Below are 22,165 nucleotides of genomic sequence, written 5' to 3' on the forward strand. Positions count from 1 at the left end.
ACCATGAAAAAAACGACCCTTACTTACCTGTTCCTCACGGGGCTCTTGGTGGTCACGAGCGGGATCGCTTTGACCAACGGGGCCAGCCACTTCAGCTTGCTGGCCCTGTCGCCCACCGCCCAAAACACCCTCTTTAACATCCGCCTGCCACGGATCCTCGCCGCCCTCTTGGCCGGGGCGACCGTCGCGGTCAGCGGGGCTTTATTCCAGGCCGCCCTGCGCAATCCAATCGCTGATCCCGGGATCATGGGGGTCGCCAGCGGGGCGCACCTGTTCGCCCTGCTCGGTGGCCTGGTCATCCCCGGCCTCTTTTTCAACCGGGTCCTCTGGGCTTTGGCCGGGGGCTGGCTGGCCTTTGAGCTCTTGGTCCGCTTCCAACCTAAAATGGACCCCTACCGGCTGATCTTAGTCGGGGTTGCGATCAACGCCATGTTCAGCGGGTTCACCGCCTTAATCCCCACCATGCCGGGCCAAAGCAGCCTCTCGCTGGCCACCGTCACTTGGACGCAAACCACCCTCTTAGCCATCCTGGGCCTGGGGGGCTTGATCATTGCCGTCCTGCTGGCGCCGTGGGGCAATTACCTCAAGGTCAGCGACGCCCAACTGGTCTCACTCGGCCAATCGCCGCAGCGCTTGCGGCGCGGGCTGTTGTTAACGGCGGTCTTTTTAGCGGCGACGACCACGGCCTGCGTCGGCGTCCTCGCCTTCATCGGGATCATCGTCCCCCACCTGGGTCGCCAACTGGTCGGCCGCGATTATAACCGCCTGCTGCCCTTTACCATGCTGGCCGGGGGCTGGCTGTTGCTCTTTTTCGATACCCTGGGCCGGCTGGTCATCCAACCCAGCGAACTGCCGGCTACCGCCCTCTTGGCGATCTTTGGCGGTCCGTGCTTGATCTGGATTTTGAAAGGGGGGACCACCCATGCTTGACGCGCAACACCTCCGCTTTGCTTATCCGCAGCAAGCCCCGCTCATTGACGACCTGTCCTTGACCATTCCCGAGCACCAAATCACGACCCTGCTCGGGCCGAACGGTTCCGGGAAATCCACCCTGTTGAAACTCTTGACTCGCCAGCTTTCGCCCCAAGCTGGCCACGTTCACCTCGCCGGCCAGGACCTCTGGCGCGCCTACTCAGCCCAAAGTGCCGCCCAGCAAATCGCTGTCGTCCACCAGCACCACGAATTGTACGATGAGCTGACGGTTGCCGATTTAATCCAGCTTGGCCGCCTCCCTTACCAAAGCTCCCTCTTTGCCGACCCGGCCCCCGCGGATACTGCCGCCATCATGGCCGAACTGCAGCTGACCGACTTGGCCGACCGACCGGTAAAGCAATTATCCGGGGGCCAAGCCCAACGCGTCTGGCTGGCGCTCGCCCTCAACCAAGAACCGACCTACCTCTTCTTGGATGAGCCCACCACCTACCTGGATTTGCACTACCAGACCGAGTTTCTCCGTTTGCTGCGGCAATTAAATCAGCAGCGGGGGTTGACGATCGTAATGATCCTGCACGATTTAAATCAAGCCCTGCGTTACAGTGATTACTGCTGTTTATTGGACCACGGGCAGTTGGTCGCCACTGGGACTCCAAAAAGCGTTTTGACCCCCGCCCGGGTCAAAACCACCTTCCAGTTGGAATGCGATCTCATAACGACCAAGTATGGCCCGGTCCTAATCCAAGCCTGACGGGCCGTTGACCTAGCGCGCCAGCGGGCTTACACTGGGGACAACGAACACGAAAGAAGGTCTCACTATGTTTCCCATGCTCGGCCTAAAGGCCAGTTCTGACCCCCGGCAAATCATGGACCGGCTCAAGCACCAGCCAGCCGTCTTTGAATTTTTCACTGACCAGCCTGACTTTACCCCCAGCGGGCTGACCCACCTCAAGCAAATGATTGGCCAGGTGCAAAACCAGGGCATTTCCCAGATCGTCTTGCACCAGCCGATGAACTTCCAGGGCCACCACACGGAAGTGATCACCCCGCAGGACTCATTTCCGGCCCTGTACGACTTTGTCCATCGCACCGCGGTGACCTTGATTCAAGTTGCCAAGGAGACCGGCACCCAGGCCTTGATCCATGGTTCCTATGACGATCAACACGGCTTTGATGAAATGCTGGCCGCCTACCCCGACGTCGCGGCCGCACGCCAGGTCGGCTTTGACGTTCTGGATCGCTTGCAGGAATTTGGCGGTGAGCACGTGATGTTTGAAAATTCGATCTCGCCGGTCTTTTTCTACGGCGATCCGGCCGTCGAAGATGCCATCCTGGCCCACGGTTACCGCTTGGCCTATGATGTCTCCCACGCTTTTATCACTGTCCATGGTGATAACGACCGCTTGATCGCCAGCTTGGAGCATTTAAAAGAGCAAATTGTCCACTACCACCTGGTCGATTCAATGGGCCAGACCCACGACAGTCTGCCCTTGGGGGAAGGCCGGATTGCCTGGCCCCGGGTCCTGCCCCACCTCAACCCGGCGGCCACTGACATCTACGAAATTGATCTTAAGGACCAAGCCAACTGTGCCGAACAAGTCGCCAGCCACCAATACTTACAACAATTTATGTAGACGAAAAAATGGACCACGCAGCGTGGTCCATTTTTTGTGTGTGATTGATTGCTGCGCTGGTCAGAGTTGCCCCCGCGCAAATTTAAGCTGTGAAACTGCGCACTTCACTAAGCAGTTGTTAGCCTAATTCCTTTTCTACCAAGGCCTTGACCTCTTCGACCGTGGCACATTCGTTGATCGCTTTGTCGACCAGCTTAGCACATTCGGCCGTATCCAAGTCCTTCATCGTGCTCCGGGTCCGCAAAATCGACGTCGCACTCATGGAGTATTCGTCTAAGCCCATCCCCATCAGCAGTGGCAAAGCGTACTTGTCGCCGGCCATTTCACCACACATAGCGGCCTTGGCCCCGTGGCGGTGGGCTGAGTCGATCACGTGCTTGATCAGGCTCAAGAAGGCTGGGTTCAGTGGTTGGTAAAGGTAAGAAACCTTATCGTTGCCCCGGTCGGCGGCAAAGTTGTATTGGATCAAGTCGTTGGTCCCAATACTGAAGAAGTCGACTTCCTTGGCCAGGTTGTCGGCATTAACGGCCGCCAGCGGTACTTCGATCATCATCCCGAGTTGGACGTTCTTGCCGATCCCCGGGTGGCTGGCTTGCAGTTCCGTCAAGCATTCGTTGTAGATCGCCTTGGCGGCCCGCAGTTCCGCCACCGTCCCGATCATTGGGAACATGATCCCCAGTGGGCCAAATTCTGAGGCCCGAATCAAGGCCCGCAGTTGGGGCTTGAAGATGTCTGGCCGTTCCAAGCAGATCCGGATGGCCCGGTAACCCAAGAACGGATTTAATTCTTCCGGCAGTGGCAAGTAATCCAGCGGCTTGTCACCCCCGATGTCTAAGGTCCGGACGACCACTGGCTTGCCGTTCATCCCAACGACGGCCTTTTTGTAGGCTTCAAATTGTTCGTCTTCACTTGGCAAGTGGTCACTGCCCATGTACAGGAATTCGGAGCGGAAGAGGCCGACCCCATCGGCCCCTTGCTTGACCGCGTCGGCCACGTCATCCGGCGTCCCGATGTTGGCCGCAATTTCAAATTCCTTGCCGTCCTTGGAAACGGATGGGGCGTCGACTAACTTCGCCCATTGGGCCCGTTGCTTTTCAAAATCGGCGGCCTTTTGTTCGTATTCCTTAACCGTGGCGTCATCCGCGTCCACGATCACATCCCCGTTCAGCCCGTCGACAACGATCATTTGCCCATTTTGGGCCGTCGTCGTGATTGATTCTGAACCCACCACGGCTGGAATCCGCAAGGTCCGGGACATAATGGCAGCGTGGCTGGTCCGCCCGCCGAGGTCCGTAACAATCCCCTTGACGAACTGGGCATCCATCTGGGAGGTATCGGATGGGGTGATTTCCTTAGCCACAATTACCACCGGGTGGTCAATGCCGGCAATGTCTGGCAATTGCTTGCCTAACAGGTGGGCTAAGGCCCGCTTGGCCACGTCCTTGACGTCGGCCGCCCGTTCTTGCATGTATTGGTTGTCGACCATCGCAGCCAACATGTCGGCAAAGCCGGTCATTACCTTGTCGACCGCTGCTTCGGCCCCGGTGTGGTTTTCTTCAATATCCGTCTTAATTTGCCCCATCATTTCCGGGTCGGACAAGATGGCAATGTGGGCATCAAAGACTTCCAATTCTTCGTCGCCCAAGCGACCCTTGGCGTTTTCCTTGATCTTGCTTAATTCATCGATGGAAGCTTGAAAGGCCGCTTCCACCCGGGCGTATTCCGCCGCGGTATCTTCGACCTGCGTCGTTTCGTAGGTCAGATCTGGATCGACCAGCAGGTACGCTGGTGCAATCCCAAAGCCGTCACTAGCCGCAATTCCTTTTACATCCGTTGACATCTGGTAATTTCCTCCTCGTCTTGGCAAACGTTTAACATTGACCATTATAAAACGCTTCCAGCAAAATTGCCACCTTTTTTGAACCGGTTTCAAATAATTCTGGTTTTTCACATAAAAGTGGACGGCCCAACATTAAGCAAAAACCAACTTTTCTCAGAATTTGACCGGTCCAATAAAATTTTTAAATTCTGTTGACAGCGCTTACATAATATTTTAGGATAGCCATGTATTAAAAACTCCGGGTTTAATTTCGTTTTTAAAAGGTTATAATCGTTAAACTTTTTATTTATTCCCAATTTATTTCCAATTATGCAATTTATTCAACGGTTAGCCAATTTTGATGCGAAATAAAGCACGGAGGAGCATTTATTCCAGTTTTTTGTGCAGAAAGGACGCGTGTCAGTATGTTTAATTTCTTAAAGCCGTCCCCCGATGCGAAAGTACCTGTTCCCGCCGACAAAGTCGAAGGGGTCTACAAACGCAAGCAAACCGGGGTCTTGATTGCCACTTGTATCTCTTATCTGGCCTACTACATCATTCGTTTGATCTTTACCACCGAACAAAAGCCGATTATGAAGGAATACGGCTTCTCCGTGGGGCAAATCGGGCTGATTCTTTCCTGTTTTGGGGTCGGCTACGGGATCGCCAAGCTCTTTATGGGCGGTTGGGTGGATAAGTCCAACACCAAGAATTTCTTGGCCTTTGGGCTCTACCTCTCCTGTATCTTTAACGCCTTTTTGGGCTTTACCAAGAACTTCTACGTCATCTTATTCTTAATGCTCTTTATTTCCTTTACCCAAGCGATGGGAGCGCCGGCTTGCCAGCGGGAAATCAGCCTCTGGTTCTCCAAAAAGCACCGCGGGGTCGTCTTTGCCGTGTGGGCCTCTGCCCACAACGCCGGGGCCTTTGCCTGCGTGGCCTGCATCCAGTTAGCCACCCTCTTGTTCTCCGGTTCCTTGACGATGGTCTTTATCACCGCTTCCGTGATTTCGGCCATTATCGCCACTCTGATGTTGCTGATCAATTCCGAACGGCCCGAAAGTGAAGGGCTGCCGAACATGGCGGAATACTCCGGTCACGTTGAATTAAACGAAAAGGGCGAATCAACCGCCCAAGAACTGTCCGACAAGTCCTTTGCCGACATTCTTTTCCACGATATCTTAACCAACAAGGTCGTCTGGGCCGTCACCTTGACTTCAATGTCCATTTACATTGTTCGCTACGGGGTCATGTCTTGGATCCCTTCCTACTTGCCAACCAAGGGCTTCTCGGTCGAATGGGCCAAGTGGCTGGTCGGGATCTTTGAATTGTCCGCCGTACCAGGGGTCATCATCTTAGGCTTGGTCTCCGACCTGTTGAAGGGGCGGCGGTCCTTTGTCTGCTTCCTGTGCGTGATTGCGATGATTTTGTGCTTGGTAACCTACTTTACCAGCACCAGCAAGGCCTTGATCACGGTCGTTCTCTTTATCATGGGGAGTTTGATCTACGCCCCGCTGTCTTTGGTCGGGTTGATGGTCAATGAAGCCGTGCCAAACTACGCGGTCGGCATGTCGACCGGGTTTATGGGCTTCTTCCAGTACGTCTTTGGGGAAACGATGGCTACAGCCTTGATCGGGATGCTGGTCGACAAGTTCGGCTGGGGCGCTTCATCGACGGTGATCTACATTGCCGCCGGGGTCGCCTTCCTCTTACTGGTTTACCTCGTCTTTAAGGAACGGGCCATCATGAAGATGGAAGATCAAGTTAACCAAACCAAGTAACGTCCAGGCAAATAATTAATGAACCTGAAACGGGCCGCTCCGATTGGGGCGGCCCGTTTTGGTTAAGATTTCACCACCCGCTTGTGGTGCTTAAACTTAATGAAGGGGTTACGTTTAATTGGAATAGCCTGCAAGAAGGTTGTCGCTAAGATCAACAGCGAGCCGACCACCATCGCCGAAGACAGGTGGGTCCCCAGCAACGTCACTGCCAAGACCGTCGCAATCAAGGGTTCAAACGCCCCTAAGATCCCCGCAGCCGTGGGATTGATGAAGTTCAAACTGCCTAAAAACATCGTGTACGCCGCCATCGTCCCAAAGAAAATGACGTAGGCGACCAACAGCCAATCACCCCCGCTCAAGTGCGGGACCGGCCGTAACAACAATTCCGGCAACATAACCAGTCCACCTAGCAACATCGCCAGTCCACAGACGGCAAAGGTATCAAAGTGTTGGAGCAACTTCACCGGCAACAAAGTGTACAGCGCCGCGGCCAAGGCACACCACAAGCCCCAAAACAGGGCCAAGGGCGTGAGGGTCAACGTCCCCAGGTGCCCGCCCGTCACCAGCAAAAAAGTGCCCAAGACCGCCAAGGCCACCGACAGGTTATCAATCCGGCGCGGCCACTTCCGGGTACTGAGCGCGACCCACGCGATGATGATGACCGGCTGGAGATATTGGATCACCGTTGCCGTGGGAGCGTTACTATACCGGACCGCTAAAAAATAAGTCAATTGGGAATTGAGGGTCCCAAACAAAGCAAAGGCGATCAATTGCCACCGGGCCCAACGCTGGGTCACCAAGCCCTTGACGGCGCCCGGATTTTTCAACCAACTGACTAGCGTCAAAACCAGGCCCGCGCCCAGCAAGCGGACCGCCACCAGCCAGGTGGTCGTCATCGGGGTGTCATGAAATAAGTATTGGGCTGCCGCGCCCGAGCCACCCCAAAATGAAGCCCCGACTCCCGCTAGCAACAGCCCCCGCGTGCGTTTTGTCATTACCAGTTTCCTCTTACTCTCGCAAAGTTGTCACTACTCTAACGCACGTCCTGGTGGCTTGCAACCACCAATTTTAAATTTTGGCAAAAAAGACCGGCGCGCCACGGGAAAGGGCAGTGGCGCACCGGCAAACTGTTAATGATGGTGCTTGGTCCGCAAGCGCCCAAAGGGGTTTAAATCCACCGGCAGAGCTTGGAGGAAGGTCGTCGCTAAAATCAACAGCGAACCGACCACCATCGCCGGCGTCAAGCGGGTGCCGAGCAGGCCAACCGCCAAAACGGTCGCCAGCAGTGGTTCAAAGGCGCCCAAAATCCCCGTCGCGGTGGGCGAAATGTAATTTAAACTGGCCAAGACCATCGTATAGGCCAGCAGGGTCCCAAAAATGACCACGTAGGCCACCATCAGCCAGGCAAACCAGGTCAGGTGGGGCCAGGGCGTCAAAAATAATTCCGGCAGCATCAAAATCCCGCCGACCAACATTGCCAAGCCCGAGACCGCCAGGGTGTCAAAGTGTTGCAGAAGCCGGACCGGCAAGAGGGTACACAAAGCCGCGGCGACCGCGCACAACAGCCCCCAAAACAGCGCTAAGGGCGTGAGGGTCAATGAGCCCGGGTGCCCATCGGTAATCAATAAAAAGGTCCCGAGCAAGGCCAACAGCACCGAAAAATTGTCAATCCGCCGCGGCCACTTGCGACTGGCTAGGGCCACCCAGATGATAATCAAGACCGGTTGGAGATATTGCAGGACCGTGGCGGTCGCGGCATTGCTGGCTTTGACCGCCAAAAAGTAGGCCAACTGGGAAAATAGGGTCCCCAACACGCTGTACCCCAAGAGGTGCCACCAGGCCCACCGGTAGCGGGTCAATTCCCTTAAGTGGGTCGGGTTGCGGTGCCAGCTGACCGCCGTCAAAATCCCCCCGGCTACCAGGAGCCGGACGGCGACCAGCCAGGCGGTGGTAACCGGCGTTTGTTCAAATAAATACTGGGCCGCCGCCCCCGACGCGCCCCATAACGCGGCCCCACCCGCGGCCAACCAAATTCCTCGTGCTTGCTTGCTCATTATGAACTCTCCCCCTAAACGCTTTCAAACCTTCTTACTTTAACTTAGTCCAGAGCGGAAAGAAAGAGAAACTAAAAAGCGAAGCCGCATTCTGCCCCGCCAATGCTGATTAACCGAAATAAGGGTTGCCAACCAACCAGCTGGCCACGCCGCCAAGCAAGACGATCAGCCCAAACCAGCCCCAACTGGTGGCGGGCCGATGGCGCAACCGTCGCAAGCAGTAGCCCCCTAAACTAATGATGCCAATCAAGACCAGCCAATTGCCAACTAACATTAACCGCAACATTTCCTTGCGCTTCCTTTCTAGTTCAACCAAGGTGACGCGATCATTATCGCCCCCCTGAGCAAAATGCAAGGTCCGCGGCAAAAAACGCGCGGCTAGCCTTCCGCCGCGTGAATTCCAGCTTTTAAGCTGGCTAAGTCCACCTTCCCCTGCCGGAAGGCTTGATCGTGAATCGGCAAATGCTGTTCTAAGCTATCAAAAATTTCCAATTCACCGGTTAATTCCCCACCGGTAAATTCTAAGACGTGCCCCGCAAACTGTCGGTCATCACTAATAAAGTGCAAATGCCAGCCAGCTGCCGTCACCGTCCCAAAAATATCTGGGGCATAATACCCCAACAAGGTCCCGCTAACGTGAGTTTGTTCAAAGACGGGTTGGTGCTTGGCAACTTCCAGCAGGCTCGGGTACGGCTGCGTTTGCTTGGGAGCGATCCGCACCTTAACGTGGTCAAACTCACCACTCACCCGGACGTAGGCAAACACGTTTGCCAATTGGTACTTAGTGGTTAATGCCGTTTGCAATGCCGCTTTTGACGTCGCGGTCACCGTCACTGCCTGCTGATCATTTCCCGGGAAATGAACCGAAGCAAAGGGGAGCATCACGTTCGGATCCGTCACATGGTTGACGCGACCAGTTGCGTCAGCCTGGTAGACTTCTCCGTCTAAGATCACCACTTCACCATCAACCCCATCAAAGGTCCCTAACCCCGTGGAACCGTGGGTCAAGAGTTCTTTTAAGGAGAGTGTCCCCGCTAAATTACCGGCCATTAAAGCCGCCAGCGTGCCGTGTTCATACAACGTTGTCATTTAAGTGCCTTCTTTCTATTAACTGGACTAACCCAGTTGCGAATCAATCAATTGTTGGGCCAGGGCTTGATTACCACTATAATCCACCGGTACATCCACCACGACCGGACCGTCAGTCGCAAAGGCTTGGGCCAAAACGGCATCTAATTGATCCGGACTTTGGACTCGCAGGCCCGTTGCTCCGGTGCTTTCAGCAAACTTCACGATGTCTAAATCCCCAAACTTGGTTCCGGCAGCTTGCCCATACTTCAACTCCTCTTGGAAGCGCACCATATCGTAGTTACCACCGTCATTCCACACAATCGTGACCAGATTGAGCTGGTGTTGCACCGCCGTCGTCAATTCGGCGCCAGAGTATAAGAAACCGCCGTCACCACACACGGCCACCGCCTTTTGTTCGGGATGCAGCATTGCCGCCACCATTGCCCATGGTAAGGCCACTCCTAAGGTCTGCATCCCGTTACTAAAGAGCAGATGACGGGCTTGATAGCTACGGAAATGCCGGGCCATCCAGATGTAGTGGCTCCCCACGTCCACCGACACAATCATGTCATCACTGACTTGCTTTTGCAAGGCTTGCACCACCGCCAAGGGGTGACTGACCGCCTGATTCGTTGGCGCCACTGCAGCTTGGTCCGCTTCTAATTCCGCCTTTAACGCTACCAACTGCGCCTTGGCCGCGGCTGGGTAAACAAAATCCGGCAACTCACTGGTTAACAAGGTTAAGGTTTGCGCAATCTCCCCAATTAATTGGGCAACCGGTGCAAAGTAGTTATCAATTTGGGCCGGAATCGTATCCAGATTTACGATCGTGGCATTCTTGGCCGCATTCCAGTTCCGGGGTTCATATTCAATTGCGTCGTAACCAATCGTAACGACTAAATCGCTTTGCCGCAAAAGCCGGTCCCCGACTTGATTGCGGAACAGGCCAATCCGCCCAAAGTAAGACGTCGGAGCCAGTTCCCGCGTCACGACTCCCGCTGCTTGGAAGGTTTCCACGACCGGCAACCCCGTTTGCGCCAACAGCGCGTGCAACGCCGCGGCTTCTTTCGGGGCCGATCCCCGAAGGCCGACTAGTAAAACCGGGAACTGAGCGGCCTTGATTCGTTTGGCCACCGCCTTGATTGCCGCCAAAGGAGCTGGTCCCGCTTGCGCTGGTTGGTAAACTGGCAAGCCCGCATCGGTCAATGGCGCATCATCAATGTCTTGCGGCACACTGACAAAGGCTGCCCCATGCTTGGCCCCCTGACTGGCCGCAAAAGCGTTGGCCAAGGTTTCTTCAATGTTGGCCGGATCCTGAATTTCAGCACTGTAATTAGTGATTGGCGCCATTAATTGGACCGAAGGGGTACTTTGGTGGGTTTGGCGTTGCAAATCCTTGCGTTGCACTTGGCCGCCGATCGCTAAAACAGCATCCCCTTCAGCTTGGGCCGTCATTAACCCCGTGGCAAGATTCCCGACTCCTGGACCTGAAGTCGCTACTACGACCCCAGTCTTATCGGTCAAGCGTGCATAGGCTTGGGCCATGAAGGCCGCATTTTGCTCGTGCCGGGTAACAATCAGTTCCGGTGCCCCGGGTTCATGCTCTAATTTTTCAAACAAGCGGTCAATCTTGGCCCCCGGAATCCCGAATACCTTATCCACCCCGTGTTGCTTTAGACTGGCGACAATCGCGTCCGCCCCAAATCGTGGTTGTGTCATCATCAATTCCTTCTCTCTGTGGACCTTTCAGTTTGTGAAAAGATCCAGTGATTTTAACGATGCCTATTGTAATTCACAAAGCTAGTTCTGACCATTTTGCTTAGTTCATCACATTTTGATAAACGTTTTCCAAGAAGGTTGTGAAAACAAATCCGGTGCCGTTGTGGTCGCAAAAATTTCACAAATGATTGACTTTTAGTGAAGCACCGCGCAAAAAAAGCGCCCGTGCCCTCAGCACCGACGCCCATTGTTTTAGTTTTGAGCCAACATCTTTTCAATCGCCACCAAGACCCCGTTTTCATCATTGGACCGGGTTTGGTATTTGGCAGCTTGCTTGACGGCATCAATTCCGTTGGCCATCGCGTAGCTTTCGCCAGCCAATTGCAACATCGTCAGGTCGTTTTGCCCGTCCCCAAAGGCCATTAATTCGGCCGGCTCAAGCTGGTGGTGGGCTAAGTAGTGTTTCAAGCCCGCGGCTTTATCCATCCCGGCCACAATCAGGTCCAAATTGCCATAGCCACTGGAAACCGCCGTCAGTTCTCCGGCGTAATCATGGTTGATCTGGTCCATTAGTGGCTGGGTCAACTCCCCGGGCACGTCCAGCATGATTTTGACGATCGGGTCGACCACTTCGGCCAAACTGGCCACTTCCTTGACCCCCGGGTAGTGCCGCTCGGCAATTGTCCGAAAGGCCGCCGGCAATTTGCCCAGCGCATAGGCCTGGTGCCGCCCCGACAGGATAATGCGGCTCCCCTTAATGAGGGCAATTTCGGCCACGATCCCCGTCACGGCTGCCGGCGCAATCTGCCCCACGAGGACGTCTTGGCCGCCTTCAACTAACTCAACGCCGTTTTCGGCAACGTACACCAATTCATCTTTGACCGGCGCAAAGGTCTTTTGGAGCTGGTAGACCGGATTGCCACTAGCGACAATAAAGGCAATTCCCCGCCGCTTTAATTCCGCGTAAACGGTCAAAAAGCGGGCTTGATCGTAGGTGCTTTGGGAGTTTAAAAAGGTCCCGTCCATATCGGTCGCAATCGCTTTGATCATAACTATTCCTTTCCGAGACTGACGAAGGTATTATAGCGCATGTATTGATAATGTACTCGCATATACGATACTTCAAAGGGGGTCCCATCGTCGAGGAAAAAGACCCCTTCCATCACCCCGACCGGCTCCGTTGGGGTGAGGTTCAATTCCTTTTGATCGTTGGCACTCGATGGTTCCACGGTCAGGGTCATAAAGGAGCGGGTGACCGTTTTCCCCTTGGCTTCTTCCAAGTAGTTGAAAATCGACTTTTCCGCCACGGCCGGTGAGAGGGTCGGGATGATTTTAATCGGAATAAAGCCCGTTTCAATCATAAAGGGTTGGTCGTCGATCAACCGCAAGCGTTCAATCTTGTACACAAAATCATCCGGACTCAAAAAGAGGTCCTGGGCCAATTCGGCGCTGGCCGGAATGACTTGGTAGTTGATCAGCTTAATGCTTTGCTTTTTGCCATCGAGTTGAAAACTGTCAGTAATCCCCAGGTTGCTGCCTTCATAGCGAAACATCGCCCGGTTCTTTAAGTACAAGGGGTTGATAAAGGTCCCGGCCCCCCGCTTTTTGAAGATGATCCCTTGTTGGACCAAGACATCCAAGGCCCGCTTAATCGAACTCCGACTGACGTGGTAATTTTCTGACAGGCTCCGTTCATCCGGTAATCGCATCCCCGGATAAGCGTCTTGTAAGATTTTTTCTTTGATGTCGCGCATTACCGAGCGGTACACTAGATCTGCCATTCCAATTTAGTCCTCAGCTTTCTTTGATTACGGTTCACTTTCCCGCGCTTTGCGTTTAACATTACTAGTATAGCAAAAATTTGCCAACTGGATACGCGTTTTCTAAAGATTGGACCGTTCCAGTACTGAAAAATCTGCACAAAAAGGAGGCCAATTTCATGGCAAAGAAAAAAGCCCGGCTGAAAAAGACCCAGGTCGAACAAATCCTGGATAAACATAAGATTCCCTACCGCCAAATTGAATTCCCGACCGTCCAAGATGGCGACGTCCGCAGCATGAAGGTCGATCACCTCGGCATTGATGAACACCGTATCTACAAGACCCTGGTCTTAGAAGGCCCGACGACTGGTCCCGTGGTCGGCGTGGTCCCGATCGATACCTACCTGGATGAAAAAGCCCTAGCTCGGGTGTCGGGCAATAAAAAAGTCGAGATGGTCCCCCTCAAGAAGTTGGTCAAGACCACCGGCTACGTCCACGGCGCCAATACCCCGGTCGGGATCTACGAAAAACACCACTACCCGATCTACATTGACCAGGCCGCCCAAGCTGAAGCGACGATCTTCGTCTCCTCCGGGCAAATCGGTCGGTCCGTTGAGGTTAGTGCCACCGATTTAGCGCAGTTGGTAGATGCCACCTTCGCGGACCTCCAACAAAAATAATGACTTACTTACAAACCATGGCCATTTTCACCGGCTTGGCGTTGGGACTGCCCGGGCTGCTCGGCGCATTAGTGGTGGTCATCAGCCACCAAAATAAACTGCTTAGTGTGCAGTTGGGGGGCTTTTGGGCCCAAATTCTGGGCGGCGGCCTGGGGATCATCCTCCATGAGCTCAGCCACTTACTGGTCGCCGTCTTGTTCGGCCACCGGATTACCAAGGTTGCCCTGCTGCGCATCCCTGACCGGCAAGATCCGACCGACCAAAGTCTCGGCTATGTCAACCACGCTTGGAACCCCCACAGCCTTTACCAGCAAGCCGGCAACGTCTTTATCGGCTTAGCGCCCGTCTTGATCTGCCCGATCGTGATGCTTTTGACCACCAAATGGTTAGTGCCGGTAAGCTACGCCACCCTCTTGGGCGACCTGACCAGCGGGGCCAGTGATCCCCTGGGCCGGGTCGTGGTATGGTTGTTGTTAATGATCAACATTGCCATCGGCGGCTTTGACGTCTCGCCAGCCGATCTCACCAACGCCCGGACGGGGCTAGTGGCTTTAGCTGGCTGTGTGGTCATTTTTAGTGGCGTCCTCGCCCTCTTTAGTGATCCCACAACGCTTGCGGCCCAGCTGTGGACCTTGTTGCAACCTTGGTACCGAACCTTCGTCTTTGCCGGTGCGGTTAACCTGCTCGTCTACTTTGCCCTCCGTTGTTTGCGCCACGCCTTACGTTGACGCCCCCTGGGCAAACGCCTACAATAAACGTATTCTTTGATTTACGAAAGGAAGCATAGTTATGCAAACTCGCCACTCATCTTGTACGACCATCTTAGTCGGCAAAAAGGCTTCCATTGATGGCTCGGTCATGGCCGGGCGCAATGATGATACTTTTTTGCCCCTGACTCCCCAACGATACGTCGTCTACCCGGCTTATCACAACCACCCCAACCAAGTCAAATCCTACTTGAATCACTTCGTGGGCGACCGGCCGGCGGATGGCTACCGCTACCAAGGGGTGCCCAACGTTGATTTGAAAAAAGAAGGGGTCTACGACGAAAATGGCTTTAACGAAAAAAACGTAGCGATGAGCGCCACGGAAAGCGTTTACGCCAACGAACGCGTCTTGGCCTTTGACCCCCTGAACACGGAAAGTGGGATCAACGAAGACGTGATCGTGGCCTTAACCCTCCCCTTTATTGACTCGGCACGCCACGGGGTCGAATACCTCGGCCAACAAGTTGCCAAGTATGGTTCTGCGGAAGGGAATGGGGTCATCTTTGCCGACCGCGATGAAGTCTGGTACATGGAAATCGTCACCGGGCACCACTGGGTCGCCCAACGGATCCCGGATGATTGCTACGCCTTGACGGGGAACCGGGTCGCCATCCAAGAAGTTGACTTTGGCGATCCCGATAACTTTATGTGGTCCGCGGGGATTCAAGACTTTGTGGCCCAACACCACTTGAACCCCGATCCGGACGGGTGGAACTTCCGCCGGATTTTCGGGACCGCTGACGTCTTTGATCAACACTACAACACCCCGCGGCAATGGTACGGGCACAAGCTCTTCAATCCGGAATTGAAGTTTGACCCGATGGATCTCGATTTGCCCTTTGTCATGAAGTGTGACCACTTAATCAGCTTAGAAGAAGTGCAAGCCTACTTAGGCAGCCACTACCAAAACACGCCCTATGATCCGCTGGGCCACGGCAACGAGGAAGACAAGCGGCGCTTCCGGCCGATTTCTTTGAACCGGACCCAAAACTCCCACGTCCTGCAAATCAAGCCGGACTTGCCAGAAGCCGCCCAAACGATTATGTGGATGGCCCTGGGGGGCGCGCCAACCTTTACGCCGTACTTGCCGCTCTTTGGCAACGCCGATCAAGCCGACGCCCGCTTGCGCAACACCCCGGCAGAATTGGACTTGGACGACCCGAGCTTCTACTGGCTCTTTAAGCGCTTAGCCATGCTGGTCGAAGCGCATCACGCTGAATTTGCCCAGGCTGACCTGGACTACCTCAAGGCCCTGCGCCAGTTCTTCCACACCTGGGTAGCCCAAACCGCCGCGCAAACCAAGGACTTGGACCCGGCCGCCGCCAGTGCGGTCTTAAATCAGGCCCAAACCGTAATGTTGGATCGGGTCGAAAAAGACACCAAGAAGCTGATAGCCAAGCTGATCAGTGATGGGATTGGCCTGTCCAAGCTGACCTTTAAGATGGACGTTAACTTATAATTTTTGTCCCCAACTAAAGCTAAATCCCGGCTCCGCTTTTGCCAAGCGGCCCGGGATTTTTTCGTGCCATCAGGTTAACTAATACCCAACCAATAATGTTTTAGCCACGCCCACAGGCGGTAGGGGCCCTTTCTCATTGGACCCACAGCGGCCGACAGCACAACCAAATAGCCATGCTCATCATACGCGACCCCGTTTTGGACCAGCCACCCCAAGACGGGGCGCCCCTGTCGATCCACTACCCGGTCGCCAGCCAAGCTATAGCCTTCCCGTTCGGCCAGGGCCTGGGCTTGAGCAGCCGCCAAGACCGTTGGGGAAACCGGGCGCTGGCCCCGCAATGGGGCCGAGCCCGGCAGGGTGGCGGTCAACTTTTGTTTCAAGCGTCCGACTTCCCGGCGCGCCGCAAACTTGCCTTTTAGCAGTGATCCCGCTAACTTCTTCCAATCACGGGATTAATTTGAGGTACCAAAAAAGGTTTGCCAAAAAAATTGACAAACCTTTTGTATTTCCCCTAGTTCAAGGCAGCTAAGGCCCGGTCCAAGAGGGTTAAGTTGGTCGTGGTTGAGTAAACAGCCATGATTTCGTTGATTTCTGGGGCCGAACTCTTCCCGGTAAAGGTAATGTTCAATGGGAAGTAGAGGCTCCGTCCCTTGACGCCGGTGTCCTTGCCGACTTGCTTGATCAAAGCACTGTAATCAGCCGCGCTTGGTTGGCCGTCAAAGGCCGCCACGCCGTCCTTAATGGCCAACAGCACTTGCTTGGTTTCAGCTGCGTCCAACTTGCCAAAGTCTTCGTAGGACAGGTCTTGATCCAGGACGGTTGCGTAGAACCAAGCGTGATCTAAGACTTCGATCAGCTTGGTAACGTCCCGTTGGTGAATCTTGATTACCTTAACCAGCAAGGCCTTGAGGGCCGCATCGTCCAGATTCAGGTCGGCTACCCGCTTGGCTTGATCAGAATCATTTTCGTGGACCAAGGTCATGGTCCGGTCAGCCAGTTCTTCAACGTCCATCTTCTTGATGTATTGGGCGTTGATCCAGTCCAGCTTGCGTTGGTCAAAGTACGCCGGCGAAGAAGACATCCGCTTCGGGTCGTAAGCCTTGATCAGTTCATCCTTGGAGAAGATTTCTTGTTCCCCCACTGGTGACCAACCCAAGAAGGCGATAAAGTTAAAGATCGCTTCACTCAGGTAACCATGCCGGTGGTATTGGCTGATGAATTGCAGGGTGTTGGCGTCCCGCTTGGAAAGCTTCTTGCCCGTGGCCGGGTTGAAGATCAGTGAAATGTGGCAGAAGTGCGGGTGGTCAAAGCCCAAGGCTTCGTAGATCGCCATTTGCTTTGGCGTATTAGAAATGTGGTCGGCCCCCCGGATCACGTCCGTGATTTCCATCAGGTGGTCATCAATCACCACGGCAAAGTTGTAAGTTGGCAACCCGTTGGACTTTTGGATCACAAAGTCGCCCCCGATGTTGTCGGAGTTAAATTCGATGTGGCCCAGCGCCCAGTCGTCCCATTCGTAAACGTGGTTTTCTGGCAGGTGGATCCGCACGGTTGGCTTGATCCCCTTGGCTTCGGCGGCCTTGATGTCTTCTTCAGACGCATTGTACCACCGACCGTCGTAGTGCGGTGGTTCCCCGTTGGCCTTTTGTTGTTCCCGCATTTCCTTGAGTTCTTCTTCGGTGGCGTAGTCCTTGTAGGCTAAGCCCTTGTCGAGCAATTCTTGGATGTACTTTTGGTAAATGCCGGCGTCGTTGCGTTCCGTTTGGTGGTACGGTGCGTACTTGGCGTTGGGCTTGTCGGGACCTTCATCCCAGTCAATCCCTAACCAGTGCAGGTTTTCAATCTGGGATTGTTCCCCGTTGTCGACGTTGCGGGCCAAGTCCGTGTCTTCGATCCGCAAGACCATCGTCCCGTTAAAGTGCCGGGCAAAGAGGTAGTTAAACAGTGCTGATTGTGCATTCCCGATGTGCAAGAAGCCCGTTGGACTTGGCGCATACCGTACGCGTACCTTATTATCCATTCCAAAAAGATCCTCTCTTTAAGTTTACTTGTAAGCAAAACGAGTGGCCGAATTCGCCCACTCGTTTTAAAATTCGTTTTCCATTTTACCACACAATTACCCGGGAAATAAAAAGATTCCCTTTCCGAACCAATTAGCGGGGCACTTTCAGTTGCAACCGCTCCGTAAAATAGCTCCGGTAAGACAGGTAAATGGCAATAACCGAACCCAGGCTCGTCGCCGATAAGAGCATAAAGACAACCATAATCTGGTACTTGATCGCATAAACCGGGTCGACCCCGGCAAAGATCAACCCCGACATCATCCCCGGTAAGGCGACTAAGCCGACCGTCTTGGCCGAATCAATCGTTGGTTGCATTGCCGTCTTGATGCTTTCGCGTAAAATTCCTTTCGAGGCCTGCGCAGCCGTTGCTCCTAAGGCCAACATTTCGTTAACCTGTTGTTCTTGTTGCTGGTATTGGGTCCGCATCGCCCGGAAAGCCAAGCCGATCGCGACCATCGAATTGGAGGCCACCATCCCGGTAATCGGTACCAGCTGCTGGGCGATCGGTTTGATCGACCCCGACAAGACCAACAGGCCAATCGTAAAGGTCGTGCTGCAAAAGATCGCTAAAAACGAATACCAAAAGCCCCGCTTTTGCTTGCCATTCCGTTGGTAGGAATTCCACGAAGCGTTCAAAATAATGATTAAGGACAAAGCTAAGGTCAGCCAGAGGTTGGCCACGTGAAAGACGCCCTTCAAGACGTAACCCACCACCGTCAACTGGACAATTGCCCGTGCGACGGAGTAAAGGATATCCTTGTGCAAGCCCAGTTTTTCCTTCGTACTGATCCCGATCGCCAGCACCATCCCCAAGGCGGCAATCACCAAGGAGAGGTTGGACACCGTTAAATTACTGCTCATTGATTAATTGACCTCCTTTCATGTGTAACAAGTGACCGGCCGCTTCAATTTCTTCCGCGTCGTGGGTCACCTTGATCAGAGTCTTGCCCCGTTGGTGTTCCGTCTCCAAAAGGTGCAAGACAATTTGCTTAGAAGCTTCATCCAAGCCGGTCGTGACCTCATCGAGCAACAAGACCGCCGGTTCCAATAAGAGGTTGCGCACCAAGGCCACCCGCTGGCGCTCCCCACCGGATAATTCGGTAATCCCCTTTTCCACGTAGCGGGGCGGTAAATCCACCGCTTTCAGCAAGTGATTGATCCGCGCCGTATCGACCGGTTGATTGGTAATCGCGTACGGAAAGGCCAAGTTATCCTGCACGGTTCGGCCAAACAAGAGTGGTTGTTGGATGCAGTAAGACACCTGCTGGCGATAGGCCGGAATCGGGTAACTTTCCTGCGCCCGTCCCTGAAATTCAATCGTCCCGGCACTAGGCGTTAAAAAGCCCGCCAGCAACTTTAAAAAGGTACTCTTTCCGCTCCCCGACGGCCCCGCGATTGTTAAGTAATCGCCCTTGGTCACCCCCAGATTAAGCTGGTGGAGAATTTGGCGGCCATCAACTTGGTAGTCAAGATCTTTAGCTTCAATAATCAACTCGTCGCCCCCTCATCAGTTTTGCTAAATTAGAATCATTTTACTTTACTGCCAGTCAACTGGCAATTTTGGTGCTCTTTAAGCAACAAAAAAGCCCCACCACAAAAGGTGAGGCAAATTAGTGACCCGTACGGGATTCGAACCCATGTTACCAGCGTGAAAGGCTGGTGTCTTAACCAACTTGACCAACGGGTCATCAGCTGAGCAAGAAATATCTTACCATGGGTCACTAGGCTTGGCAACCATTTATTTAACAAATTTCTGCCGCGCGTAGGCTGCCACGTACAAGAGGGTGACCAAAATCATGCCAAAGGCTGACACAAAGAGGGTTTCATAGTTCAAGCGGTCGACGATCAAACCGCCGTAAAAGGGGCCAATTGCCCGGCCAATCGACATCGCAATATTCGGCAAGCCTTGGTACTTCCCGGTTTCACTCGGATCAGTCAGCTGGTCGATATAGGCCGGCACGGCTGGCAGCCCCGTCATCTCCCCCAAGGTCAAAATCACTAAGGCCACCACAAACATGGCAAAGCTGTGGGCAAAGGTTAATAGTAAAAACGAGGCCGCAAACACGAAAATCCCCAGTTCAATCTGGGTGCGCAGCTTCATCACCTTAGCTAACAGCGGCACCAGGGGCTGACCGACGACAATAATCACCCCATTGATCGTCCACAGGGAGCTGTACGCCACAAAGGGCAGGCCGGCGTCGGTAATCCGCACCGCCATGACCGTCTCCCACAAAGAATAACTCAAGTAAACCGTCAATAGACACAGACACAGGGCGTAGACCAGGTGAATCCCGGCTTGGCTGCTGCGCTGACCAGCTTGACTTTGGGGCGCTTGCGCTTTGGTGACCGGCACCCGAAAGGCCAGGGCCACCACTACCGCAAAGACCAGGTAGGCCCCCGCGGTCACCGTAAAGGTCAAGGTCGGGCTGATTGGCAAGAGCACCCCCACTAACAACGTCCCCAAGACCACCCCGACGTTCATCGCCATATATAAAGCATTAAAGACGTAGCGGGTGGACCGCGAAGTGACTGCCGTCCCGTAAGCGTTGATAATCGTTAGACTGGAGCCATCGGCAAAGCTGACTAAGCATAACAAGAGGGCAAAGGTCGGCCAGCCGTGGAAAAAGATTAATAAGATCGTGGCCAAGGTGGCAACCAGCACCGTTAGGACCGCCGCTTGGTACGGCCGCCAATGGTCAAACAGCCAACCCCCACAGTAGTTGCCGGCCATCATCGCCATCGAAATAAAAAACATCACGATCCCGGCGACCGTCATTGATTCGTGCAGGTAGTCATGGACGTAGACGGTAATCAACGGCCACAGCAGGGCGGAACCAGTATTATTGAGCAGACTCGCCAAAAAGAGCCACTTTAATTTCATTGTTTTCATCATTTTCGTCCTTTCAGGTAAAGTTCGTTGGTGATTCCCCGTTCGGACTTAATGACTTTGGCCGCCGCAGCTGGTAACAACCTGCGGCTGATGATCGTCTGGCACCACGCCTCTCGCCCCCTCTTTGCTGTTGGCTTTATTTTAGCAGACTTCCCCTTTCAGCGGGGACTTAGTTCAAAACCAAACAAGACTTTCTCCCGCAAAGAAGAAAGTCTTGTTAGTCGTTTACTGCTTATTTTTGGCGGTTAAATGGCACCGCGTTTTCCTTGGTGATCTTGGTAATCCCGTGGAAGTATGGAACCAAGACTTCCGGAATCGTGACCGAACCATCGGCGTTTTGGTAGTTTTCCAAAATGGCCGCTACCGTCCGGCCGACTGCTAAGCCCGATCCGTTTAAGGTGTGGACGTATTGTAACTTACCGTTTTCATCGCGGTATTGCATGTGCAGCCGCCGGGCTTGAAAGTCCAGGCAGTTCGAGCAGGAAGAAACTTCCCGGTACTTGCCTTGGGCTGGCATCCACAGTTCCAAGTCGTGCGTTTCTGACGCCGTAAAGCTCATGTCCCCCGTCGTCAGGGTAATCACGTGGTATGGCAGCCCCAACTTTTGCAGGATGTTTTCGGCGTTGGCCGTCATCTTTTCCAATTCGTCCCAAGATTGGTCTGCCTTGGTGTACTTCACCATTTCGACCTTATTGAATTGGTGCATCCGGATCAAGCCCCGGGTGTCGCGACCTGCCGAACCAGCTTCAGAACGGAAACTTGGCGTCAAGGCCGTGACGTAAACCGGCAGCTTTTCGGCTGGGATCACTTCATTGCCAAAGTAGTTGGTCAGCGGGACTTCGGCCGTTGGAATCAAGGTCATGTCTTCGCCGTTGACTTGGTAAACATCTTCTTTGAACTTCGGGAATTGCCCCGTCCCGTACATCGCGTGGGCATTCACGATGTATGGTGGCAGCATTTCCGTGTAGCCTTCCTTCATGTGTTCATCCAACATGAAGTTGTAAACCGCCCGTTCCAATTGGGCCCCTAAGCCGACGTAGTAGACAAAGCGAGCGCCAGAAACCTTCGCCGCCCGGTCAAAGTCGAGGATCCCCAGGTTTTCCCCGATATCCCAGTGGTGCTTCGGTTCAAAGTCGAAGTGGCGAATTTCGCCAACCTTACGCATTTCTTTGGCGCCATCTTCGGTCAGGCTGACCGGAACCCCTTCGTGGGGCACGTTTGGCAAGTGGGCCAGCTTGTCAAATAAGACTTCATCGTTTTGGGCCACTTGTTCATCTAAGGCCTTGATTTGCCCCCCGATCTTTTGCATTGCCGCAATCGCTTCGTCGGCCGATTCGTGGTTGCGCTTGGCTTCCCCGATCTTTTTGGACGCTTCGTTGCGTTGGGCCTTCAAAGCTTCCGTTTCCTGTAAGAGTTCCCGCCGCTTGGCATCCAAGGTTAAAACTTCATCAATAGCTTCCGGCTTGACTCCCCGGGTGGCTAACTTTTCTTTAAACCAGTCCGGTTCGCGACGAATCTTCTTTAAATCCAGCATA

At 54.0% G+C, this 22,165-nt stretch carries 21 protein-coding genes and 1 tRNA gene; 7 read left to right on the forward strand and 15 right to left on the reverse strand.

All coding sequences use genetic code 11. From position 1 onward, the window contains the following. Window positions 1-3: 3 nt before the first annotated feature. From FC43_RS08780 to FC43_RS08790, 3 genes are all read left to right on the forward strand, one after another. Window positions 4-930, forward strand: a complete 927-nt coding sequence (locus FC43_RS08780; protein ID WP_019206364.1) for a FecCD family ABC transporter permease — start codon at window positions 4-6, stop codon at window positions 928-930. Beyond that, the gene (locus tag FC43_RS08785) at window positions 923-1,684 is read left to right on the forward strand and encodes an ABC transporter ATP-binding protein (protein WP_019206363.1); all 762 of its coding nucleotides are present in this window, start codon (window positions 923-925) and stop codon (window positions 1,682-1,684) included. The genes FC43_RS08780 and FC43_RS08785 overlap by 8 nt, the downstream gene beginning before the upstream one ends. A 67-nt stretch (window positions 1,685-1,751) precedes the next feature. After that, the gene (locus FC43_RS08790) at window positions 1,752-2,567 is read left to right on the forward strand and encodes a TIM barrel protein (RefSeq protein ID WP_019206362.1); all 816 of its coding nucleotides are present in this window, start codon (window positions 1,752-1,754) and stop codon (window positions 2,565-2,567) included. 118 nt (window positions 2,568-2,685) lie between these two features. Here the strand turns inward: FC43_RS08790 and ptsP are convergent, their stop codons facing one another. Beyond that, window positions 2,686-4,407 (reverse strand): phosphoenolpyruvate--protein phosphotransferase, encoded by a 1,722-nt coding sequence (gene ptsP / locus FC43_RS08795; protein ID WP_019206361.1) that lies wholly within the window; start codon window positions 4,405-4,407, stop codon window positions 2,686-2,688. A 404-nt stretch (window positions 4,408-4,811) separates the two neighbouring features. Here ptsP and FC43_RS08800 point away from each other — a divergent pair, with 404 nt between their 5' ends. After that, window positions 4,812-6,167, forward strand: a complete 1,356-nt coding sequence (locus FC43_RS08800) for an MFS transporter (protein WP_019206360.1) — start codon at window positions 4,812-4,814, stop codon at window positions 6,165-6,167. A 62-nt stretch (window positions 6,168-6,229) separates the two neighbouring features. On the opposite strand, the gene FC43_RS08805 is transcribed toward FC43_RS08800, so the two are convergent. From FC43_RS08805 to FC43_RS08835, 7 genes are all read right to left on the reverse strand, one after another. Continuing rightward, window positions 6,230-7,162, reverse strand: coding sequence for a DMT family transporter (locus FC43_RS08805; protein WP_019206359.1), 933 nt, complete (start codon window positions 7,160-7,162; stop codon window positions 6,230-6,232). A gap of 135 nt (window positions 7,163-7,297) precedes the next feature. Continuing rightward, window positions 7,298-8,221 carry a DMT family transporter gene (locus tag FC43_RS08810; protein ID WP_019206358.1) on the reverse strand — a complete coding sequence of 308 codons (924 nt, stop codon included), beginning with the start codon at window positions 8,219-8,221 and terminating at the stop codon, window positions 7,298-7,300. A gap of 109 nt (window positions 8,222-8,330) precedes the next feature. Further along, entirely contained in the window at window positions 8,331-8,507 is a 177-nt protein-coding gene (locus FC43_RS08815) for a hypothetical protein (RefSeq protein WP_155818317.1), read from the reverse strand. Between the two features lie 92 nt (window positions 8,508-8,599). Beyond that, window positions 8,600-9,310, reverse strand: a complete 711-nt coding sequence (budA, locus tag FC43_RS08820) for an acetolactate decarboxylase (protein WP_019206356.1) — start codon at window positions 9,308-9,310, stop codon at window positions 8,600-8,602. Between the two features lie 27 nt (window positions 9,311-9,337). Further along, window positions 9,338-11,011: an acetolactate synthase AlsS gene (alsS, locus tag FC43_RS08825; protein WP_019206355.1), complete on the reverse strand. Its 1,674-nt coding sequence runs from the start codon at window positions 11,009-11,011 to the stop codon at window positions 9,338-9,340. A 252-nt stretch (window positions 11,012-11,263) separates the two neighbouring features. Then, window positions 11,264-12,061, reverse strand: a complete 798-nt coding sequence (locus FC43_RS08830) for a Cof-type HAD-IIB family hydrolase (RefSeq protein WP_056955392.1) — start codon at window positions 12,059-12,061, stop codon at window positions 11,264-11,266. A 2-nt stretch (window positions 12,062-12,063) separates the two neighbouring features. Next, complete coding sequence (locus tag FC43_RS08835) at window positions 12,064-12,792, reverse strand: GntR family transcriptional regulator (RefSeq protein WP_019206353.1); 729 nt, start codon at window positions 12,790-12,792, stop codon at window positions 12,064-12,066. A 158-nt stretch (window positions 12,793-12,950) separates the two neighbouring features. On the opposite strand from FC43_RS08835, the gene ybaK reads away from it, so the two are divergent. The 3 genes from ybaK (at window position 12,951) to FC43_RS08850 (ending at window position 15,677) form a co-directional block, all read left to right on the forward strand. Beyond that, window positions 12,951-13,451: a Cys-tRNA(Pro) deacylase gene (gene ybaK, locus FC43_RS08840; RefSeq protein ID WP_056955393.1), complete on the forward strand. Its 501-nt coding sequence runs from the start codon at window positions 12,951-12,953 to the stop codon at window positions 13,449-13,451. Continuing rightward, entirely contained in the window at window positions 13,451-14,179 is a 729-nt protein-coding gene (locus tag FC43_RS08845; RefSeq protein ID WP_056955394.1) for a hypothetical protein, read from the forward strand. The genes ybaK and FC43_RS08845 overlap by 1 nt, the downstream gene beginning before the upstream one ends. Window positions 14,180-14,240: 61 nt before the next feature. Next, window positions 14,241-15,677, forward strand: a complete 1,437-nt coding sequence (locus tag FC43_RS08850) for a C69 family dipeptidase (RefSeq protein ID WP_056955395.1) — start codon at window positions 14,241-14,243, stop codon at window positions 15,675-15,677. Between the two features lie 74 nt (window positions 15,678-15,751). On the opposite strand, the gene FC43_RS08855 is transcribed toward FC43_RS08850, so the two are convergent. The 7 genes from FC43_RS08855 to serS form a co-directional block, all read right to left on the reverse strand. Further along, the gene (locus FC43_RS08855; RefSeq protein WP_056955396.1) at window positions 15,752-16,057 is read right to left on the reverse strand and encodes a hypothetical protein; all 306 of its coding nucleotides are present in this window, start codon (window positions 16,055-16,057) and stop codon (window positions 15,752-15,754) included. 131 nt (window positions 16,058-16,188) lie between these two features. After that, window positions 16,189-17,697 (reverse strand): glutamate--tRNA ligase, encoded by a 1,509-nt coding sequence (gene gltX, locus FC43_RS08860; RefSeq protein WP_056955397.1) that lies wholly within the window; start codon window positions 17,695-17,697, stop codon window positions 16,189-16,191. 133 nt (window positions 17,698-17,830) lie between these two features. Then, on the reverse strand, window positions 17,831-18,601 hold the full coding sequence (locus FC43_RS08865) for an ABC transporter permease (RefSeq protein ID WP_056955398.1): 771 nt from the start codon (window positions 18,599-18,601) through the stop codon (window positions 17,831-17,833). Further along, on the reverse strand, window positions 18,591-19,232 hold the full coding sequence (locus FC43_RS08870; RefSeq protein WP_056955399.1) for an ABC transporter ATP-binding protein: 642 nt from the start codon (window positions 19,230-19,232) through the stop codon (window positions 18,591-18,593). The genes FC43_RS08865 and FC43_RS08870 overlap by 11 nt, the downstream gene beginning before the upstream one ends. Window positions 19,233-19,354: 122 nt before the next feature. Then, window positions 19,355-19,427: transfer RNA gene (locus tag FC43_RS08875), tRNA-Glu, on the reverse strand. A gap of 51 nt (window positions 19,428-19,478) precedes the next feature. Further along, on the reverse strand, window positions 19,479-20,630 hold the full coding sequence (locus FC43_RS08880) for an MDR family MFS transporter (protein ID WP_235807609.1): 1,152 nt from the start codon (window positions 20,628-20,630) through the stop codon (window positions 19,479-19,481). 232 nt (window positions 20,631-20,862) lie between these two features. Beyond that, a complete protein-coding gene (gene serS / locus FC43_RS08885) occupies window positions 20,863-22,164 on the reverse strand; it encodes a serine--tRNA ligase (protein ID WP_019206343.1) in 1,302 nt (433 codons plus the stop codon). Between the last annotated feature and the right edge of the window lies 1 nt (window position 22,165).

This window comes from Limosilactobacillus ingluviei DSM 15946 (genome assembly GCF_001435775.1).
GTDB lineage: Bacteria > Bacillota > Bacilli > Lactobacillales > Lactobacillaceae > Limosilactobacillus > Limosilactobacillus ingluviei.

Excerpts from the sequence above, each read along its gene's own strand:
- FC43_RS08815 (WP_155818317.1), bottom strand. The coding sequence starts at position 8,507 with ATGTTGCGGTTAATGTTAGTTGGCAATTGGCTGGTCTTGATTGGCATC.
- FC43_RS08785 (WP_019206363.1), top strand. The coding sequence starts at position 923 with ATGCTTGACGCGCAACACCTCCGCTTTGCTTATCCGCAGCAAGCCCCG.
- serS (WP_019206343.1), bottom strand. The coding sequence starts at position 22,164 with ATGCTGGATTTAAAGAAGATTCGTCGCGAACCGGACTGGTTTAAAGAA.
- alsS (WP_019206355.1), bottom strand. The coding sequence starts at position 11,011 with ATGACACAACCACGATTTGGGGCGGACGCGATTGTCGCCAGTCTAAAG.
- FC43_RS08865 (WP_056955398.1), bottom strand. The coding sequence starts at position 18,601 with ATGAGCAGTAATTTAACGGTGTCCAACCTCTCCTTGGTGATTGCCGCC.
- budA (WP_019206356.1), bottom strand. The coding sequence starts at position 9,310 with ATGACAACGTTGTATGAACACGGCACGCTGGCGGCTTTAATGGCCGGT.
- FC43_RS08880 (WP_235807609.1), bottom strand. The coding sequence starts at position 20,630 with ATGAAAACAATGAAATTAAAGTGGCTCTTTTTGGCGAGTCTGCTCAAT.
- ybaK (WP_056955393.1), top strand. The coding sequence starts at position 12,951 with ATGGCAAAGAAAAAAGCCCGGCTGAAAAAGACCCAGGTCGAACAAATC.
- FC43_RS08790 (WP_019206362.1), top strand. The coding sequence starts at position 1,752 with ATGTTTCCCATGCTCGGCCTAAAGGCCAGTTCTGACCCCCGGCAAATC.
- gltX (WP_056955397.1), bottom strand. The coding sequence starts at position 17,697 with ATGGATAATAAGGTACGCGTACGGTATGCGCCAAGTCCAACGGGCTTC.
- FC43_RS08850 (WP_056955395.1), top strand. The coding sequence starts at position 14,241 with ATGCAAACTCGCCACTCATCTTGTACGACCATCTTAGTCGGCAAAAAG.
- FC43_RS08830 (WP_056955392.1), bottom strand. The coding sequence starts at position 12,061 with ATGATCAAAGCGATTGCGACCGATATGGACGGGACCTTTTTAAACTCC.
- FC43_RS08805 (WP_019206359.1), bottom strand. The coding sequence starts at position 7,162 with ATGACAAAACGCACGCGGGGGCTGTTGCTAGCGGGAGTCGGGGCTTCA.
- FC43_RS08835 (WP_019206353.1), bottom strand. The coding sequence starts at position 12,792 with ATGGCAGATCTAGTGTACCGCTCGGTAATGCGCGACATCAAAGAAAAA.
- FC43_RS08845 (WP_056955394.1), top strand. The coding sequence starts at position 13,451 with ATGACTTACTTACAAACCATGGCCATTTTCACCGGCTTGGCGTTGGGA.
- ptsP (WP_019206361.1), bottom strand. The coding sequence starts at position 4,407 with ATGTCAACGGATGTAAAAGGAATTGCGGCTAGTGACGGCTTTGGGATT.
- FC43_RS08810 (WP_019206358.1), bottom strand. The coding sequence starts at position 8,221 with ATGAGCAAGCAAGCACGAGGAATTTGGTTGGCCGCGGGTGGGGCCGCG.
- FC43_RS08780 (WP_019206364.1), top strand. The coding sequence starts at position 4 with ATGAAAAAAACGACCCTTACTTACCTGTTCCTCACGGGGCTCTTGGTG.
- FC43_RS08800 (WP_019206360.1), top strand. The coding sequence starts at position 4,812 with ATGTTTAATTTCTTAAAGCCGTCCCCCGATGCGAAAGTACCTGTTCCC.